The sequence below is a fragment of the Granulibacter bethesdensis CGDNIH1 genome, assembly GCF_000014285.2.
GTDB lineage: Bacteria > Pseudomonadota > Alphaproteobacteria > Acetobacterales > Acetobacteraceae > Granulibacter > Granulibacter bethesdensis.
The window spans coordinates 643748-661119 of sequence record NC_008343.2 but is presented as its reverse complement, the minus strand read 5'-3'; the positions used below and the strand labels follow the sequence as shown (position 1 = coordinate 661119).

The following is a 17372-nucleotide window of genomic DNA, read 5'->3' as shown; positions in this document are numbered from 1 at the left end:
GCCTCCGGAATAAAAGAGACTTTTCATCAGACAGTCGGATACTGCTCAAAACCCGGTGTGATGGGGTCAGTATCGAGATGTTCCTCGATCCTATCCACCCTTGCGGCAGACGGGCCGGTGCGGCAAGCACGAATCAGTTCCTCGACCGCCGCGATATCCCCGGCAATCAGGGCCTCTACCCGGCCATCAAGGCGATTGCGGACCCATCCCGACAGACCAAGCGCCTCCGCACGGGATCGCAGCCACGCACGATAGCCGACACCCTGCACCACACCGGAGATCAGCACATGCTTTGCGCTCACTGTGCCATTTCTCCATCGTGCTATACCGCACCTGCGCTCAAGCGCAGGAAGCGGATCGCGGTTTCAACATCCGCGGCGAGATGGGTGCGGCGTTTGGCGGCCTCGGCATCCGCACCCCATTTCTCTTCCTGATAGAGGTCATCCAGCAATGCTATTTCGAGTGCCTCCGGCGGATCAAGCCGCCCCTCCGCCAGGGCGAGGCCGATGACGAGACTGCCCAGAGCCGGGACCACAATCCCGAGCGCTGCCAGAGCAGCCGGGGCCAAAGCCGTCAGAGCGGCTCGCAATGCCATCAGCGATGCCTCTGGCTGGGACACATGGATAATCCCCGTCGTCACATGCAGGCGCGCACCATAGCGCTGCTCTGCCCAGTCGAGCAGAGGCTGCCAAAGCCGTTCCTGCCGGGTTGTCAATTCCTCCGGCCCATCGGCACGGTAACAAAGCAGATCACTGCCGCCATAAGAGACCAGCGCCTCCACCGACGCTGCCGGATCAACCGCCACACGCTCCTGCGCGGTTCCTGCCAGACGGGTCATCGGCACCATGTCGAAGCTGAACGGCTCCCCCGGTGCACCCGCCTGCCCCCATTCCACGGCAATCGCCTCTGCCAAAGCCCGATTGGCGAAACGAAGCGAGACACCGCCCGGCAACCGCATCGGGCGGCCATCAAGGGTCACCGCCAGCCCCGCCGCTTCCTGAACCACCGCTGCTTCTTTCCAGAAACGCTTCACCGCAGCAGCCCTTTCAGCAGATCCTGCACCGATAATTTTCCTTTTCCACCCTGAGAAGGGATTGGCGCCGGAGGACCGGCATGCTGCCCCCGTGCCGCAGCCAGTGCCGGCGCGCAATCGCCCTGATCGGCACGGTTCATGATCTCCGACCCCGCATCCGCGGCTCCAGCCAACGCGGGAACACCCAGCGCCGTCAGGGATGTCTGAATTGCCGCCTTGATCGCCGCCGTATCTGACCCGCGCATTTTTGCAGAGGGCCGATCAAACGGCCCCTCCAGTATCAGCGGCAACAGCAGCCCGCTTCCCCCCGAGCGCAGCAGAGGATGCAGAAACAGTTTCAATGTCTGGTCACGAAGATCCACATACCCCGCAGCAGACAGACGCAGCGGATCGGTTTCCAGGGCGAATGCCCTCAGCACGGCGATTCCATCCCGTGCCTCGGCACGGGCGGCAAAGCAGGCAATGCCCGCATCAGCACCCAGACGGGGATGCAATGGCAGACCAGCCTGCCTGACCAATCGGGACAGCACCGGATCAATCGCAGTCCCACTGACCACGCTGCCCACCGACCAGAGACTGGCATGGCCAGTGAGATCATGAGGCCAGCCTGCCTGCTGCATATGCGCCTGCACAGCGGCATCAATCCCGATATCTCCGCGGGCCATACCAGGCTGTTTCATCAGGGCCACAAGTGCCTCAAGCGGGAGCGCACCCGCATCCAGCGCCGCAGAAAGCGTGCCATCCCGTCTCCAGTCCAGCATAGCCGAGACCGGGCCGCGCTGGCCCGGCGCCTGCATATGCAGCGGCTGAACACGGATTCCTGCGGTACCAAGACTCAGGCCGATTGTGGCTTTGCTCCAGTCCATGCCACCTGCATGAAGCATCTCCACATCCCAGTCGATCTGCCCTCCCCACTGCTTCAGCCAGACAGGGAAAAACGGTGAAGGCGGCTCAGATGCCCGCGATGGAGCAACCCCAGAGGATATAGAAGGGGGTACAGAAGGGGCAGAGACGGGCGCAGAAGGCAGTATGGCAGGCCGATCAACGCGGACGGGCTCTCCCTCCGGCTGAATGGATGGAATGGCGGGAAAAGGCTGGCGCAGCCTGTCTACATCCAGACGCGCGGAATGCAGTTTCGCCCCCAGCACCGGGCCTGAACCACTGGTTTTGCCTTCTGCCCCGTGTGCGGGGGCAGACCATGTGGCCGCACCCGAGATATCTCCGGCAGCACTGGTCAGGCTGGCATCCTCCAGCCGCCATGCCCCCGCCTCCGCCGTCACATGTCCCCGGAAACCAACCGGGCCAATTTCCGGCAACGCCGTTCGGGTCAGCCTGGCCAGCAGGGAGACATCCGGCACACGAGCGGTCACGGAGAAAGACGTCCCCTGCCAGCCGGGATGCGCGACCACATCGCCCAGAAAATCCAGATCACCCACTATCGCAGGCTTCTCAGGGGAGGCGGCACGCAGCGACAGCCTCACTGGAACCGACTCACCCTCTATCCCATGCCCGGCCAGCAAAGAGGAGGAGAGTGCCTGAACCTGCCCCACCTGCCCCGATAAGGACAGCGTGGCATTCCGGTACAGACCCTGCGCCGAGAAACGCAGTGCGGCCTCGGCCCCCGGCCAGTCCGCATCCAGCCTCTGCAGCCGCGCCCAATGCCCCGGCAGCACGTCCCCCACATGGAGTCTGACGACGGAGAAAACCGGTGACAGGCCCTGTTGCACCGTAGCATCATCATCAAGCCGGAATGTCAGACTGACATCATGCAGAGCGGCAATTGCCGACCAGATTTCCGGGGGCGGGACGTTTTTCCCAACCAGCTGGTCAAGCGCGGGAATAGCCTGCCTCAATGGCAGCAAACGTGCCCCATCCAGAACCCGAGACACGACCATCAGATGAAAGCCGCGACCGTGACGCGGGTGATCAACCACCCCGCTCACGGATAGATGAGGATTATTCCTGTCCAGCCTGCCATGAAGAGTCGGGAGAAGCTGCGCATTGATCTGTAGCGGCCAGCTATGCTGCTCATCGGGGTCAAGCAGGGCATCCACTGATCCGCCTTCCACCAAGGCACGCATGGGGATACCCTGCACCAGACCGGACAGCATGAGTGCTATCGTGCCCTGTTGGTCAGTGGCATGGAGCCTGAGCTTCTCAGCTGCCCAGACGCTGCCATTGCGCAGGTCATGATAAACCACGCTGGCTTCACCGATTCTGAGCACGCGAACAGGCGGCACAGCCCGCTTCGGGCGAGGTGCAACCGCCTCTCCAGCGGCTGACACGGGTGGCGGCGCGGCAGAAGCGGAGGGGGCCTTGATCCGCTTGATAATCCAGTTCTCTTCACCCGCATGATTGCGGGTCATGCGGATATCAAGCCTTGCCAGAGAAAGGCTGGAAACCGTGATATGGCCATGCAGCAGAGGCCATAACGCTATCCCGGCTGTGATGTCCTGCGCCCTCAGAAACCATGGATCGGGCCAGTCATGCCGGAGGGCGGCGCCTGACGGCTCCTCCGGCTGGGCCAGCGACACCTCTCTGACAAACAGGACAGGCCAGGGATTAAAAGCCAGGCCAAGCGGTCCTTCGATATGGGCGGGATGTCCGGATACCTTGTAAAGGCTGGCCTCTATCCGATGACGGATCACGGCCTGATCGAGCATCAACCAGACCGCACCTGCCGCCACGATGGACAGGACGACCAGACCGGAGACCGCAATCCCGGCATAAAGCAGCCGTCTCAGCACCCGACGCCGGAGCGGAGGCTTCGATTCTCCGGGCGGCACCATGCTCACGCCCGGCCCGGTCACCGTAGCCGGCCCTCTCTGGCTTTCGGTGCGGTAAAGCCCAGTGTTTCGAATGTCTCCGCCATATGCGGCGACAGATCGGCCTCCACCGAGAGCATGCCACCCGCCGGATGCGGCAGGCTCAACCGCCGCGCATGCAGGTGCAGCCGGCGGGACAGTCCTTCCACCAGCGCGGTGTTGCGAACCCCGCGCTCATCGGTGTTACGCCAGCTGCCATAGCGCTCATCGCCCAGAATAGGCGCATCCATCGCCGCGCAATGCACACGCAGTTGATGCATCCTCCCCGTCAAAGGACGCAACTCCAGCCAGGCCAGTTTCCGGGCGGCATGGTCAAGCGTGCGGTAATCGGTGATCGCCGTTACCTTGTCGCGGTCTTTGCGATCGGCCAGCACAACCGGCTCGTTGCGGTCGTTCTGGCGCAGCAAAGGACGGTCGATACGCCCCTCTACCGGCACCGGGCGGCCTGCCACCACGGCCCAATAGACCTTCTCCGTCTCGCGCGTGCGGAACAAAGCCGCGAGCTTGGCCGCCACGCCGGGGGAACGGGCAATGACGATGACACCAGACGTGTCACGATCCAGCCGATGCACCAGACGCGGCCGGTCATCTCGCCCGAAACGCAGCCCGTCGAGCAAACCATCCAGATGGCGGGTAATGCCGGGGCCACCCTGACTGGGCAGGCCGGAGGGCTTGTTCAGGACAATCAGATGGTCGTCCTTATATAGAATCCAGGACTCCAGTTCCTTCTGCTGGATCGGATCGAGGGCGCGTGGCCCTTCCCCCTCCTGCTCGGCAGCGGAGGGCACTTTCAGCGGCGGAATCCGCACCGACTGGCCGGGCTGTAGTCTCGTGGCCGCTTCGGCCCGTGCCCCATCGACCCTGATCTGGCCAGTACGGCACATTTTCTGGATCGCAACCTGCGTCAGGCTCGGATAATGGCGGCGAAACCAGCGATCAAGGCGGATATCCGCTTCATCATCCGTTACCTGCCGTGTCGTCACACTCATGATCGTCGTATTCCTGATCGGGCTGACGACCGCGGAAACACGGCGCAGCGCGCATAAGCGGTTGTGCCCCCGGAGCACCTGTTCCCGCAACATGCTCTGTTCATGAACCTGCTATCAGCCGCCGCGCTGAATTCGCAAACCGGCCCAGTATTCCAGCCGCTTGCGAATATCGCGTTCGAATCCACGCTGATGCGGACGATAGAGTTCAGGGCGGCGCGCCCCGGAAAGAGGCTCGGGGAAGAACTCCTGCCCTGAAAACGCATCCGGTGCATCGTGATCATACTGATACCCGGCATGGTAGCCCAGTTCCTTCATCATCCGCGTCGGCGCATTGAGAATATGCAGGGGCGGCGGCATATGCGCCGTCTTTTCCGCCAGTGCCAGAGCCTCATTGAACGAGGCATAGGACGCATTGGATTTCGGGGCCGTCGCCACGTAATTGATGGCCTGCGCCAGAAACAACCGCCCCTCCGGCCAGCCGATCCGCTCGAAAGCCTGCCAGGCGCTGACCACCTGCACCATGGCCTGAGGATCGGCCATGCCGACATCCTCCGAGGCCGCACAGGCCAGCCGCCGGAACACGGTTTCAGCCGCCTCGCCCGCCACCATCATCCGCGCCGCATAATACAGCGCCGCCTGCGGGTCGGAACCGCGCAGGGATTTATGGAAACAGCTCAGCAGATCGTAATGACCGTCTCCGGCCTTGTCATGGACCGGCGGGCGGCGTTGCAGCGCATGCCCCAGTGTCTGCATGTCCAGAACCTGATCGCCACCGGCAAAAGTATAAACCTGCTCGACCAGATTGAGCATATACCGCCCATCACCACTGGCCATGGCAACCAGAGCCTCCCGCGCTTCCGCGGAAACCGGGAGGGGGCGTTCCATCCTTTCCTCAGCCCGCACAAGCAGCCTCTCCAGCGCGGCCTCATCCAGCCGACGCAGCACCATCACCCGGCAACGTGACAGCAAAGCGCTGTTCAGTTCGAAAGACGGATTCTCGGTGGTCGCCCCGACCAGTGTAACCGTTCCATCCTCCACCACTGGCAGGAAAGCGTCCTGCTGACCACGATTGAAGCGATGAATTTCATCACAGAACAGCAGCGTGCCCTTTCCGGCGGCACGGCGCTGACGGGCCGCCTCGAACACCTTGCGCAGATCGGCCACACCACTCTGAATTGCCGAAATAGCCTCGAAATGCAGATCGGTGGAGCGCGCCAGCAGGCGGGCGATGGTCGTCTTTCCGGTACCCGGAGGCCCCCACAAAATAATCGAGGACAAGACCCTGCTCTCGGTCATGCGCCGTAACGGCCCCTCTGCCCCCAGCAGATGATCCTGCCCCACGACATCATCGAGAGAAGCAGGACGCAACCTGTCGGCCAGAGGACGCGCCGGATCATCCGCTTCCGGCAAAAACTGTGCTGCCCCGCCCCCGAACAGATCGGAGGATGATGAGGTATTGGCGCGTGATACCATGATCAGACTCTCGCCCTTTCCGGTTATCAGGACAACAGCAGGATGAACAGCGGCAGGGTGACGGCCGACAGGATGGTCGAAATCAGAATGGCGCGTGAAATCATCCCGGCCTCCCGATCATACAGCCGCGCCAGCATAAACGCACCGGTTCCATTCGGTGTTGCCGCCAGCAGCACACAGGCTCTCGCCCAGAGCGGATCGGCCCGGAACACCCAGAACGCCAGCACGAAAGCAATCAGCGGCTGCAGGATCAGTTTGATAAAGGTCAGCACCGCCAGCAACAGCCCATCCCCTGAGCGTGCCGACGCAGCATCGCCCTGACGAGACGCCAGAAACAGGCCGATCACCACCAGTGCACAGGGGCTGGAGGAATTGCCAAGCATGGTCAAGGTTGTCTCGGCCATCTGCGGCAAATGAAAGCCACCTATATTTCCAGCCAGTGCAAAAGCGCCCCCGGCCAAGGGCGAGGCAACCAGCGGATTGCACAACACGGTCCATATCAGACGCCACCGGGAAAGCAGCGCCCCACCCTTCAACGCCCGTTCCTTTTCCATCAGCAGAATGGAACCTGCGAACTGGATACCGACCGTCATCACCGTAGCAATTGCCATAGGCATCATGGAGCGCGGCCCCAGCACCGCCATCAACACCGGAATCCCCATATAGGAGGTGTTGGCGTAGCTGCCGGTCAGGGAATCCACCGTAGCCTGTCCGATTCCCCGTCCGGCCCGTCTGGCCCAAAAATAAATTGCCAGGAAAGGCAGCATCTGCGCGCCGAGAAAGCTGAGCACAAACGGCAAATGGGAGAGATCCTTGCCGGTCAGATGCGCCATCACCAGAAACAGCATCGCGGGCAATGCCAGCCAGACCACATACAGGTTGAGCGCATCCAGCGCACCCACCCCCAGCAACTGACGCCTGCCACTCAGATACCCCGCGCCGATCAACGCCACGACCGGACATACCGCGTTGACAATCATGTTTATCATCGGCTGCCCGGCTTAAGCTTTCATGACAGGGATCAACAAAACGAAAAACCCCCGGATTGCTCCAGGGGCCTGTCGTCTATCCAGATCAGCGCATCGTTTCTAAAAAACGAAAGGCTTATTCCTCGGTTTCGTCGCGTTCCGGGCGGGGGCCGCTATCCTGCCCTTTGGCGGAAACATCACGATCAACCAGCTCAATGACCGCCATGGAAGCGGCATCGCCATAGCGAACGCCGGCCTTCAGAACACGGGTGTAACCACCCTGACGGGCCTTGTAGCGCTCAGCGATCGCGCTGAAGAGCTTGGTAACGATCACTTCGTCACGCAGCTGGGCATAAGCCTGACGGCGTGCATGCAGACCGCCGCGCTTGCCAAGAGTGATCAGCTTTTCGGCGACCGGACGAAGTTCCTTCGCCTTCGGCAGCGTCGTCGTGATCTGCTCGTGCTTGATAAGGGCAACGGCCATGTTGCGGAACATGGCCTGCCTGTGGCTGGACGTAACGCCGAGCTTCCGGCCGGCAATACCATGGCGCATAGTCTTCGATCTCCTGAGAACGCTCCCCGCTACCGCTCATCGCGGCTACGGGGGACGCCCTATATCTCTGTTGGGCGCCTCGGCGCACCTGTTTTTTGACCCCTGTTTTTGCAGGGCAGAAAACCGGAACCGGACGCGGTCTTGTCAAAAGGCGGTTATCAGAAGGGTTCTTCCAACCGCTTGGCCAGGTCCTCAATATTTTCCGGCGGCCAGCCCGACACACTCATGCCGAGGGAAAGCCCCATATTGGCGAGGACTTCCTTGATCTCGTTCAGCGACTTGCGCCCGAAATTCGGGGTGCGCAGCATTTCCTGTTCGGATTTCTGCACCAGATCGCCGATATAGACGATATTGTCGTTCTTCAGGCAGTTAGCGCTGCGAACCGAGAGTTCCAGCTCATCCACCTTCCGCAGAAGATTGCGGTTGAACGGCAGATCGTCTTGCGGTTCATCGTGGCGGACCTGCTGCGGCTCTTCGAAGTTGATGAAGAGTTGAAGCTGATCCTGAAGAATACGAGCGGCCAAAGCCACCGAATCTTCCGGAGTCACCGCACCATTGGTTTCAACCGTCAGCAGCAGCTTGTCATAATCGGTGACCTGACCGACGCGTGTCGGCTCCACCTTGTAGGACACGCGGCGAACGGGGGAATAGATAGCGTCGATCGGGATCAGACCGATCGGGCTGTCTTCCTGCCGGTTCTGGCTGGCGGGGACATAGCCCTTGCCGAGATTGACCGTGAACTCCATGCCCAGCTTCACGCCGTCATCCAGCGTGCAGAGGACGAGATCGGGGTTCATGATCTCAATGTCATGACCGGCCTGAATCTGGCCAGCCGTGACTTCACCCGGTCCAGTTGCCGTCAGCATCATGCGCTTCGGGCCTTCGCCATGCATGCGAAGGGCCAGCTGCTTGATGTTCAGGACGATATCCGTCACGTCTTCACGCACACCGGCGACAGACGAGAATTCATGCAGCACGCCGTCGATCTGCACCGCTGTCACCGCAGCACCCTGCAGGGATGACAGCAATATACGACGGATGGCGTTGCCGAGCGTCATGCCGAAGCCGCGCTCCAGCGGCTCCGCCACAATGGTCGCAATGCGCGACGGCTCGTTGCCGGGCTCCACATCGAGCTTTTCCGGCTTGATCAGAGACTGCCAGTTCCTCTGGATGACCACGCTTCGCCTCTTGTCAAAAGGTTAGGCCGACACTGACGGGAACATCGTCCCTCACGCCAATGCCGGCTGGATCCACCCCGGATCGTATTGTCCGGGACAATTGTCGCTCGCGTCTCAGACGCGGCGACGCTTCCGAGGACGGCAACCGTTATGCGGGATCGGCGTGGTATCGCGGATCGCGGTGATCGCGAAACCGACCGCCTGCAGCGCACGGAGAGCGCTTTCACGTCCGGAGCCAGGACCACTCACCTCGATCTCCAGCGTTTCCATGCCGTGTTCGCGCGCTTTGCGGCCTGCGTCTTCCGCCGCGACCTGCGCCGCATACGGGGTGGACTTACGGCTTCCCTTGAAGCCCTGCGCACCGGCCGAGGACCAGGCGATCGCGTTGCCCTGGGCATCGCTGATCGTGATCATCGTGTTGTTGAAGGTCGCGGCAACATGCGCCACGCCGGAAGAGATATTCTTGCGTTCCTTTTTACGGGGACGCGAAGAGGTGGCATTACGAGCCATAATGAGGTGATCCTGAGCTGTCTGTCGAACGGGAACGCGCCGGAAAGGCCGAAGCCTTAACGGGTGACCTTCTTCTTGCCGGCAATCGCCACGGCCTTGCCCTTACGGGTACGGGCATTCGTGTGCGTGCGCTGACCGCGCACCGGCAGGCCACGACGATGACGCAGGCCACGATAGCAGCCCAGATCCATCAGCCGCTTGATGTTCATCGCAACTTCGCGACGGAGGTCACCCTCCACGCGATATTCACGATCAATCAGCTCGCGGATACGCAGGATCTCGTCATCGCTCAACTGGTTCACCCGGCGCTCGTCCGGGATCGACAGCTCGGTGCAGATTTTCTGCGCCTGAGCAGGACCAATGCCATAGATATAACGCAGGCTGATCGCCACGCGCTTGTTGGTCGGAATGTTTACGCCGGCAATACGCGCCACGCTACGCCTCTCCATGTTAGCCGCCGCCCCTTCCACGGATAGTCAGGAAGGAACAGTGAACGATGCGCCGGGTGATCCGCCATGCGGGCCGCGTCGCGTCATGAAATGATTCGATTAGGCGCGCCCGATCCCTCGAGCACGGCCAGAGGCGGGACTTATAGCGACCCTGCCGAATGAGTCAACGATAACAGATCAACTTCGCGTGAGCCGCATGCTCATATGTCAAGCGGCAACTATGCGCATTCTGCATGCCGTCGGACAAAGCCTGATCCAATCACTCCAGGCATTGCTGTGCATATAATAAGAGCGCCAGCCCCACCTCTCAAGGGGCTAACGCTCCTGTTGCAGTATCAAAAAATGCAGGGATCAGGCGCGCGCAGGCTGCGCCACATCATCAAGAATCGATTCGATATCCTTGGTGACAGTGTCCATATCCGCCATGCCATCAACAGAACGCAGGCGACCCTGTGCCTTATAATAAGGGAGAATCGGTGCTGTCTGACGGTGATATGCTTCAAGACGGGCGACAACCGTCTCCCTGTTATCATCCGCCCGACGAACGAACTCTGTGCTCCCACACTGATCGCACACGCCCGCTTCCGCCGTCGGCTTGAACGTATCGTGGTAACCAGTGCCGCATTTGCTGCATGTGAAGCGCCCGGCGATGCGATCGACCAGAGCCGCGTCATCCACCGCGAGTTCAATGACGGCTGACAACTCAAGCGCTTTACGGGTCAACATCTCATCAAGCGCTTCCGCCTGCGGAACCGTGCGCGGAAAACCGTCCAGAATAAAGCCGTTCGCGCAATCAGACTGGCCGATCCGTCCGGCCAACATGTCGATGATGACATCGTCCGGCATCAGGGCACCGCTTTCCATAATAGCCTTGGCACGCTGGCCGATCTCACTGCCAGCCGCAACCTCAGCACGGAGCATGTCCCCTGTGCTGATCTGCGCAATGCCGTGCTTATCCTGCAAACGCTTTGCCTGCGTCCCTTTGCCGGCACCCGGCGGACCGAGCAGGATCAGGTTGAGACGTTTGCTCATCGGCCTTTTCCTTTTGTACGTGCGCGACGAATCAGACCTTCGTACTGATGCGCCAGCAAATGAGATTGAACCTGGGTCACTGTATCCATTGTAACGGACACCACGATCATCAGGCTGGTGCCGCCGAAATAGAACGGTACACCAAACTTGCTGATTAGAAATTCCGGCAGCAGACAAACAATCACCAGATAAATCGCACCCACCGTCGTCAGCCTGGTCAGAATACGATCGAAATAATCGGCCGTCGCCTTACCCGGACGGATACCAGGAATGAAGCCGCCATTTTTCTTCAGATTATCTGCCGTCTCCTGCGGATTGAACACAACCGCCGTATAGAAATAGGAGAAGAAGATGATCAGCCCGGCATAGAGCAGCATATAGATGGGCTGCCCATGTCCCAGCTGACCGGACAGCCAGCTCAGCCAGCTATTGCCCGAATTCTTTGAGAAACCGGCAATTGTCGCTGGAATCAGCAGCAGGGAACTGGCGAAAATCGGGGGTATCACATTCGCGGTATTGACCTTCAGCGGCATATGCGTGCTGTCGCCACCGAACATGCGATTTCCGACCTGACGCTTGGGGTACTGCACCACCACACGCCGCTGGGCACGCTCCATAAAGACAACAAAGGCAATCACTGCGACGGCAATGACCATCACGGCCAGCAAAGACGGCAGAGACAGCGCATTATTGCGGCTCATCTGAAGCAGATTGCCCAGAGCATGCGGCAGATTGGCGACGATACCCGCAAAAATAATCAGCGAAATACCATTCCCCACGCCGCGAGCCGTAATCTGCTCGCCCAGCCACATCAGGAACATTGTTCCACCGACCAGCGTCACCACACATGACAGGCGGAAAAACCAGCCTGGATCGATCACGGCAGCGCCATGTGGCCCCTGCATTCCCTCCAACCCCGCGGCAATGCCATAGGATTGCAGCAATGCGATCAGAACAGTGAGGTAACGGGTATATTCGTTCATCTTGCGCCGACCGCTCTCACCCTCTTTCTTGAGGGCCTCAAGCGAAGGGACCGCCGCTGTCAGCAACTGAACGATGATGCTGGCGCTGATATAAGGCATGATGTTCAGCGCAAACACGGTCATGCGGCTGAGCGCACCACCCGAGAACATGTCGAACATGCCCAGGATGCCGCCGCCTTGCTGGTTGAACATATCACCGATGACAGAGGCATCGACCCCCGGCACTGGAACATAGGTGCCGATGCGATAGACGATCAGCGCCGCAAGGGTAAACCATATCCGCTTTTTAAGCTCGGTCGCCTTGGAGAAGGTGCTGAGATTGAAATTAGAAGCGAGCTGCTCGGCCGCCGAGGCCATGAGACTTTCCCCCTGTGGTCAGGCGATCAATAAGCACGCTGGCTGATCAGTTCCTGGCTCCAGCGCGCTGTAACAGGCCCCTTTTCAGGACTGTGGCGCCAACCGCAGGGCGGAAGGCGCCACATATATCGTTCGATCAGCGTTTGCTGACAAGCGAGTCATCCATCAGAGATATCTCCTCTTTTACCATTCCCGTTGGCTGGGGGAAAAAGAGGAGACCGATCCTGATCAGGCTTCCGCAGCTTCCGCCACCACGGTTGTGGTGATGCTGCCGCCTGCCTGCTCCACCGCGGCGCGCGCCGCAGCAGAGGCACCGGCCACAGTGATCTTCACCGCACGGGTGATCTCACCACGGGCCAGCAGACGAACACCCGCAACCTTGCCACCACGAACCAGACCGGCGGCGCGCAGGGCGTCCTCGGTGATTTCCTGGCTGGCATCGACGCGACCGGCTTCGATCGCATCATTCAGGGTGCCGATATTCAGCGGCGCATATTCCTTGCGGAAGATGTTGACGAAGCCACGCTTCGGCAAACGACGATAGATCGGGAGCTGACCGCCCTCGAACCCGTTCAGCGAAACGCCTTCACGTGCCTTCTGACCCTTCACGCCTTTACCGGAGGTTTTACCCTTACCGGAGCCGATACCACGGCCAAGACGCTTGGATTTCGGACGTGCGCCATGGTTATCGCGCAGTTCATTCAGCTTCATTGGTTTCCTCCACCTGGATAAGGTGGGCCACCTTGCGGGTCATACCACGGATGGAGGGAGTATCCTCCAGAACGCGGGTGCGCCCGATCTTGTTCAGGCCGAGACCGATCAATGTCTCCTTCTGGCCCGGCTTGCGCCCGGCCACGGAGGCGATCTGCGTAACGCGGAGCTTAGGCATGAGCCTCTTCCCCTTCCTGCCCGGCGACCGGTTCACGGCGACCGAGGATATCGGAGACTTTCTTGCCACGACGGGACGCAACAGAGCGCGGGCTCGAGCAGCGTTCCAGGGCGGCAAACGTCGCCTTTACCATGTTATGCGGGTTACGGCTGCCGAGGCTCTTGGCCACGACGTCGCCGATGCCGAGGCTTTCGAAGACGGCACGCATCGGGCCGCCTGCGATGATGCCGGTACCGGCTGTGGCGCTGCGAAGCACCACCTTACCCGCGCCAAAATGACCATACACGTCATGATGCAGCGTGCGGCCTTCCTTCATCGGAACGCGGATCATGCTGCGCTTCGCGCGCTCGGTCGCCTTACGGATGGCTTCCGGCACTTCACGTGCCTTGCCCGCCCCATAACCGACCCGGCCTTTCTGGTCACCCACGACAACCAGAGCGGCGAAAGCGAAACGACGGCCGCCCTTCACCACTTTGGCGACGCGGTTGATCGTCACCAGTTTATCAATGATATCGTCGGCCTCGCGCTCGCGACCGCCACGACCTTCCCTGGGTTCACGTGCCATAGTTGGTCCCCTTAGAAGGCCAGCCCGCCTTCGCGGGCGGCTTCGGCCAGCGCCTTGACGCGACCGTGATACAGATAGGAGCCACGGTCGAAGACCACGGCAGACACCCCGGCGGCCTGGGCACGCTCGGCGATCAGCTTGCCAACGGCGGACGCGGCCTCACGGTCGGCACCGGTGCGCAGCTGCTCACGCAGCGGCTTCTCCAGGGAAGACGCAGCGGCCAGCGTACGGCCGGCAGCATCGTCGATCACCTGAGCATAAATATGCCGGCCAGAACGGAACACGGACAAGCGCGGGCGGCCATTGGCCTTGGCGCGGAGCTGGAAACGCAAACGCTGTTTCCGACGCTCCTGAAGATCGATGCTCGGCATCTTACTTCTTCTTACCTTCCTTGCGACGGATCTCTTCATTGTCGTAGCGGACGCCCTTGCCCTTATACGGCTCAGGCAGACGCAGCTGACGAAGCTCAGAAGCGACCTGTCCAACCAGACGCTTGTCGACACCCTCGATCGTCACGGCCGTTGGACGCGGCGTGGTGATCTTGATACCGGCCGGAACCGGATAAGTGATGTCGTGCGAGTAACCCAGATTCAGAACCAGTGCATTGCCCTGAACGGCGGCGCGATAACCGGTGCCGTTGATTTCCAGGGAACGGACATAGCCCGTGGAAACCCCCTTCACCATATTCGCGACCAGCGCACGGGTGGTGCCCCACATCATACGGGCACGGCGATCATTACCCCGGGGGGCGACTTTCACCTGATTGCCTTCGACGGTGGTATCCACCAGATCGGTCAGAGGCAGGGAGAGTTCCCCCAGCTTGCCCTTCGCCGTCAGAACGTTGTTGGCGATTGCCACCTGCACGCCCTGCGGGATCTCGACGGGATATTTGCCAACGCGTGACATGTCTCGCCCTCCCCCTTAGAACACGCGGCAGAGGACTTCGCCGCCAACATTGGCAGCGCGGGCCTCATTGTCGCTCAACACACCACGCGGTGTGGACAGGATGGAAACACCCAGCCCTGCATAGACGCGCGGCAATTCCTTGATCTTGGAATACACACGGCGGCCAGGCTTGGACACGCGCGTGATCTCCTTGATCACCGGTTCGCCATCATTGTATTTCAGCTCAACGCGGAGCTGGGAAATACCCGGGCGAAGTTCTTCCGAGGTATAACCACGGATGTAACCCTCACGCTTCAGGGCTTCGAGCACATTGGCACGAAGCTTGGAAGCGGGGGACACGCAGGTGGCGTGACGGCTACGCTGCGCGTTGCGGATACGTGTGAGCAGATCGCCCAACGGATCAGAAAGCTGCATGATCCGGCTCCTTACCAGCTCGCCTTGACCAGGCCGGGGATCTGCCCGGAGCTGGCCAGGTCACGCAGCGCCACGCGGCACAGCTTGAACTTGCGATAGTTCGCACGGGGACGGCCCGTCAGCTCGCAGCGCAAACGCACGCGATTAGCGGCGCCATTGCGCGGCAGCTGAGCCAGCCGCAGAGTTGCCTCGAACCGATCTTCCACCGGCAGCGAGCGATCCATGACGATCGCTTTCAGCGCAGCACGCTTCGCCTTGTCGCGGGAAGCCATACGCTCCCGCATTTTATTCCGGTTGACCGCAGACGTCTTGGCCATGCCTTGTTTCACCCTCCGGAACCTGTCGGGCTTCCCCGACGGTTTTCCAACAAACTTTTAGATGACCGGCACCCCGCAGAGTGCCAGCCGCTCACGCCGCGAACGGCAGATCGAACGCCTTCAGCAGTGCTTTGGCTTCCGCATCAGTCTCGGCGGTCGTCACGAAGACGATGTCCATACCACGCACCGCGTCTACCTTGTCGTAGACGATTTCCGGAAACACGATCTGTTCCTTCAGGCCCATGGCGAAGTTCCCACGCCCGTCGAAGCCCTTACCCGTGATTCCGCGGAAGTCGCGGACACGCGGCAGAGCAATCGTCACAAGACGATCAAGGAACTCGTACATACGCGCCTTACGCAGTGTGACCTTCGCACCGATCGGCAGGCCTTTACGGATCTTGAAGCCGGCAATCGCCTTCTTCGCCACCGTCTTGACCGGCTTCTGACCAGCAATAAGGGTCAGATCAGCAACAGCGGAATCAAGCTTCTTCTGATCTGCCGCGGCTTCACCGACACCCATATTGATGACGATCTTCTGAAGCCGGGGCACCCGCATCCGGTTGTTATAGCCGAACTCTTTCAGCAGAGCCTCACGCACTACATCATTGTAGCGCTGCTGCATCCGCGGCAGCGGCTTGGACTGGTTTTCGCTCACCGCTCCCTCCCTCAGCTCTCGATGACCTGGCCGGTGACTTTCGCCACACGAACCTTGTTACCATTATCCAGAATGCGGAAACCCACGCGGGTGGGTTTGTCGCTCTTCGGGTCGACCAGCATCAGGTTGGAAATCGCCACCGGCGCTTCCTGTTCCTGAATACCACCGGGCTGCCCCATACCGCGCGGCTTCAGATGCCGCTTGGCAACCGCAACACCACGCACAACGGCCCGATTCTCGCGAGGAATGACGCGCAGCACTTCGCCGCGCTTGCCCTTGTCCTCGCCAGAGATGACGACCACCTGGTCGCCCTTGCGAATTTTCGCAGCCATTATAGCACCTCAGGCGCGAGCGAGATGATCTTCATGAACTTACGACCGCGCAGCTCGCGCACAACCGGCCCAAAGATACGGGTGCCGATCGGCTCCTGCTGCTTGTTGATCAGCACGGCCGCGTTCCGGTCGAAACGGATCGCGCTGCCATCAGCGCGGCGCACGGGAAAGCTGGTACGAACGATCACCGCCTGATGAACGTCGCCCTTCTTCACCTTGCCACGGGGAATGGCTTCCTTGACGGAGACGACGATAACATCGCCGACCGAGGCGGTCTTCCGCTTGGAACCGCCCAGCACCTTGATGCACTGCACCCGGCGCGCGCCGCTGTTATCGGCGACTTCCAGGTTGGTCTCGGGATGAATCATCGATCAGGCTCCCTGATGCTCGGCCGCCGCAGCGGCTGCCTCACCGGAGGCCTCAGCATGCGCGATCTGGGTCGCGGCAGCGTCAATGGCTTCCTTATGGGCGGTGCTCAGCACATGCCCATTACGCCAGACCACTTCCCAGGTCTTGCGCTTGCTGATCGGCGGGCACTCAACGATACGAACGATATCGCCTTCACGGCACTCATTCGCCTCGTCATGCGCGGCATACTTCTTGGATTTACGAATAAACTTCTTGTACAGCGGATGAATAATGCGCCGATCAACAAGAACCGTAACGGTCTTGTCCATCTTGTCGCTGGTCACCCGCCCGGTCAGGACCCGCCTGGGCATTGCCCTACTCCTTTCAGGCCTTGGGAGCGGCAGCGCGCTGACGCTCCGCCAGAATCGTCTTCACGCGTGCGATGTCACGACGGACCTGCACAGCGCGGCCCGTCTTTTCAAGCTGACCCGTCGCCTGCTGAAAGCGCAGATTAAACTGCTCCTTCCGCAGATCGATCAGCAGCGCACCCAGTTCGTCCGCGCTTTTCACACGGATATCGGCTGGCTTCGTCATCA

23 protein-coding genes and 1 pseudogene are annotated in these 17372 nt (G+C 60.8%); all 24 read right to left on the bottom strand.

Annotation, left to right across the window (positions count from 1 at the left end; translation table 11 throughout):
* Nucleotides 1-26: 26 nt before the first annotated feature.
* The 24 genes and pseudogenes from GBCGDNIH1_RS15345 to rpmC all read right to left on the bottom strand — a co-directional run bounded on the left by GBCGDNIH1_RS15345 (nt 27) and on the right by rpmC (nt 17370).
* Nucleotides 27-302: an acylphosphatase gene (locus tag GBCGDNIH1_RS15345; RefSeq protein ID WP_011631292.1), complete on the bottom strand. Its 276-nt coding sequence runs from the start codon at nt 300-302 to the stop codon at nt 27-29.
* 20 nt (nt 303-322) lie between these two features.
* Complete coding sequence (locus GBCGDNIH1_RS15340; RefSeq protein ID WP_011631291.1) at nt 323-1033, bottom strand: ATP12 family chaperone protein; 711 nt, start codon at nt 1031-1033, stop codon at nt 323-325.
* Nucleotides 1030-3822, bottom strand: coding sequence for an AsmA family protein (locus GBCGDNIH1_RS15335; RefSeq protein WP_072563874.1), 2793 nt, complete (start codon nt 3820-3822; stop codon nt 1030-1032). Before GBCGDNIH1_RS15335 ends, GBCGDNIH1_RS15340 begins: the two co-directional genes overlap by 4 nt.
* Nucleotides 3823-3839: 17 nt before the next feature.
* Nucleotides 3840-4847 (bottom strand): RluA family pseudouridine synthase, encoded by a 1008-nt coding sequence (locus GBCGDNIH1_RS15330; RefSeq protein ID WP_025318255.1) that lies wholly within the window; start codon nt 4845-4847, stop codon nt 3840-3842.
* 114 nt (nt 4848-4961) lie between these two features.
* Nucleotides 4962-6320 carry a replication-associated recombination protein A gene (locus tag GBCGDNIH1_RS15325; protein WP_011631288.1) on the bottom strand — a complete coding sequence of 453 codons (1359 nt, stop codon included), beginning with the start codon at nt 6318-6320 and terminating at the stop codon, nt 4962-4964.
* Between the two features lie 26 nt (nt 6321-6346).
* Nucleotides 6347-7300 carry an AEC family transporter gene (locus GBCGDNIH1_RS15320; protein WP_050748389.1) on the bottom strand — a complete coding sequence of 318 codons (954 nt, stop codon included), beginning with the start codon at nt 7298-7300 and terminating at the stop codon, nt 6347-6349.
* A 124-nt stretch (nt 7301-7424) separates the two neighbouring features.
* Nucleotides 7425-7841 carry a 50S ribosomal protein L17 gene (rplQ, locus tag GBCGDNIH1_RS15315; RefSeq protein WP_011631286.1) on the bottom strand — a complete coding sequence of 139 codons (417 nt, stop codon included), beginning with the start codon at nt 7839-7841 and terminating at the stop codon, nt 7425-7427.
* 158 nt (nt 7842-7999) lie between these two features.
* Complete coding sequence (locus GBCGDNIH1_RS15310; protein ID WP_011631285.1) at nt 8000-9019, bottom strand: DNA-directed RNA polymerase subunit alpha; 1020 nt, start codon at nt 9017-9019, stop codon at nt 8000-8002.
* Nucleotides 9020-9133: 114 nt separating this feature from the next.
* Nucleotides 9134-9529, bottom strand: coding sequence for a 30S ribosomal protein S11 (gene rpsK, locus GBCGDNIH1_RS15305; protein WP_011631284.1), 396 nt, complete (start codon nt 9527-9529; stop codon nt 9134-9136).
* 56 nt (nt 9530-9585) lie between these two features.
* Complete coding sequence (gene rpsM / locus GBCGDNIH1_RS15300) at nt 9586-9963, bottom strand: 30S ribosomal protein S13 (protein WP_011631283.1); 378 nt, start codon at nt 9961-9963, stop codon at nt 9586-9588.
* Nucleotides 9964-10329: 366 nt separating this feature from the next.
* Complete coding sequence (locus GBCGDNIH1_RS15295; protein WP_011631282.1) at nt 10330-11010, bottom strand: adenylate kinase; 681 nt, start codon at nt 11008-11010, stop codon at nt 10330-10332.
* Nucleotides 11007-12350: a preprotein translocase subunit SecY gene (secY, locus tag GBCGDNIH1_RS15290; protein ID WP_011631281.1), complete on the bottom strand. Its 1344-nt coding sequence runs from the start codon at nt 12348-12350 to the stop codon at nt 11007-11009. The genes GBCGDNIH1_RS15295 and secY overlap by 4 nt, the downstream gene beginning before the upstream one ends.
* Before the next feature lie 228 nt (nt 12351-12578).
* Entirely contained in the window at nt 12579-13061 is a 483-nt protein-coding gene (rplO, locus tag GBCGDNIH1_RS15285; protein ID WP_011631280.1) for a 50S ribosomal protein L15, read from the bottom strand.
* Nucleotides 13048-13239, bottom strand: a complete 192-nt coding sequence (rpmD, locus tag GBCGDNIH1_RS15280; RefSeq protein WP_011631279.1) for a 50S ribosomal protein L30 — start codon at nt 13237-13239, stop codon at nt 13048-13050. Before rpmD ends, rplO begins: the two co-directional genes overlap by 14 nt.
* The gene (rpsE, locus tag GBCGDNIH1_RS15275; protein WP_011631278.1) at nt 13232-13804 is read right to left on the bottom strand and encodes a 30S ribosomal protein S5; all 573 of its coding nucleotides are present in this window, start codon (nt 13802-13804) and stop codon (nt 13232-13234) included. Before rpsE ends, rpmD begins: the two co-directional genes overlap by 8 nt.
* Nucleotides 13805-13815: 11 nt before the next feature.
* Nucleotides 13816-14175: a 50S ribosomal protein L18 gene (gene rplR / locus GBCGDNIH1_RS15270; RefSeq protein WP_011631277.1), complete on the bottom strand. Its 360-nt coding sequence runs from the start codon at nt 14173-14175 to the stop codon at nt 13816-13818.
* Between the two features lies 1 nt (nt 14176).
* Nucleotides 14177-14710 carry a 50S ribosomal protein L6 gene (gene rplF, locus GBCGDNIH1_RS15265; RefSeq protein ID WP_011633138.1) on the bottom strand — a complete coding sequence of 178 codons (534 nt, stop codon included), beginning with the start codon at nt 14708-14710 and terminating at the stop codon, nt 14177-14179.
* A gap of 15 nt (nt 14711-14725) precedes the next feature.
* Nucleotides 14726-15124, bottom strand: a complete 399-nt coding sequence (gene rpsH, locus GBCGDNIH1_RS15260; protein WP_011631275.1) for a 30S ribosomal protein S8 — start codon at nt 15122-15124, stop codon at nt 14726-14728.
* Nucleotides 15125-15135: 11 nt separating this feature from the next.
* Nucleotides 15136-15441, bottom strand: a complete 306-nt coding sequence (gene rpsN, locus GBCGDNIH1_RS15255; protein WP_025286096.1) for a 30S ribosomal protein S14 — start codon at nt 15439-15441, stop codon at nt 15136-15138.
* A 91-nt stretch (nt 15442-15532) separates the two neighbouring features.
* Nucleotides 15533-16063, bottom strand: a complete 531-nt coding sequence (rplE, locus tag GBCGDNIH1_RS15250) for a 50S ribosomal protein L5 (RefSeq protein WP_408606541.1) — start codon at nt 16061-16063, stop codon at nt 15533-15535.
* Nucleotides 16064-16107: 44 nt separating this feature from the next.
* The gene (gene rplX, locus GBCGDNIH1_RS15245) at nt 16108-16428 is read right to left on the bottom strand and encodes a 50S ribosomal protein L24 (RefSeq protein ID WP_011631272.1); all 321 of its coding nucleotides are present in this window, start codon (nt 16426-16428) and stop codon (nt 16108-16110) included.
* On the bottom strand, nt 16428-16796 hold the full coding sequence (gene rplN, locus GBCGDNIH1_RS15240) for a 50S ribosomal protein L14 (RefSeq protein ID WP_011631271.1): 369 nt from the start codon (nt 16794-16796) through the stop codon (nt 16428-16430). Before rplN ends, rplX begins: the two co-directional genes overlap by 1 nt.
* 99 nt (nt 16797-16895) lie before the next feature.
* A pseudogene (gene rpsQ, locus GBCGDNIH1_RS15235) lies at nt 16896-17147 on the bottom strand (30S ribosomal protein S17); the annotation flags it as partial.
* A 13-nt stretch (nt 17148-17160) separates the two neighbouring features.
* A complete protein-coding gene (gene rpmC / locus GBCGDNIH1_RS15230) occupies nt 17161-17370 on the bottom strand; it encodes a 50S ribosomal protein L29 (RefSeq protein ID WP_011631269.1) in 210 nt (69 codons plus the stop codon).
* Between the last annotated feature and the right edge of the window lie 2 nt (nt 17371-17372).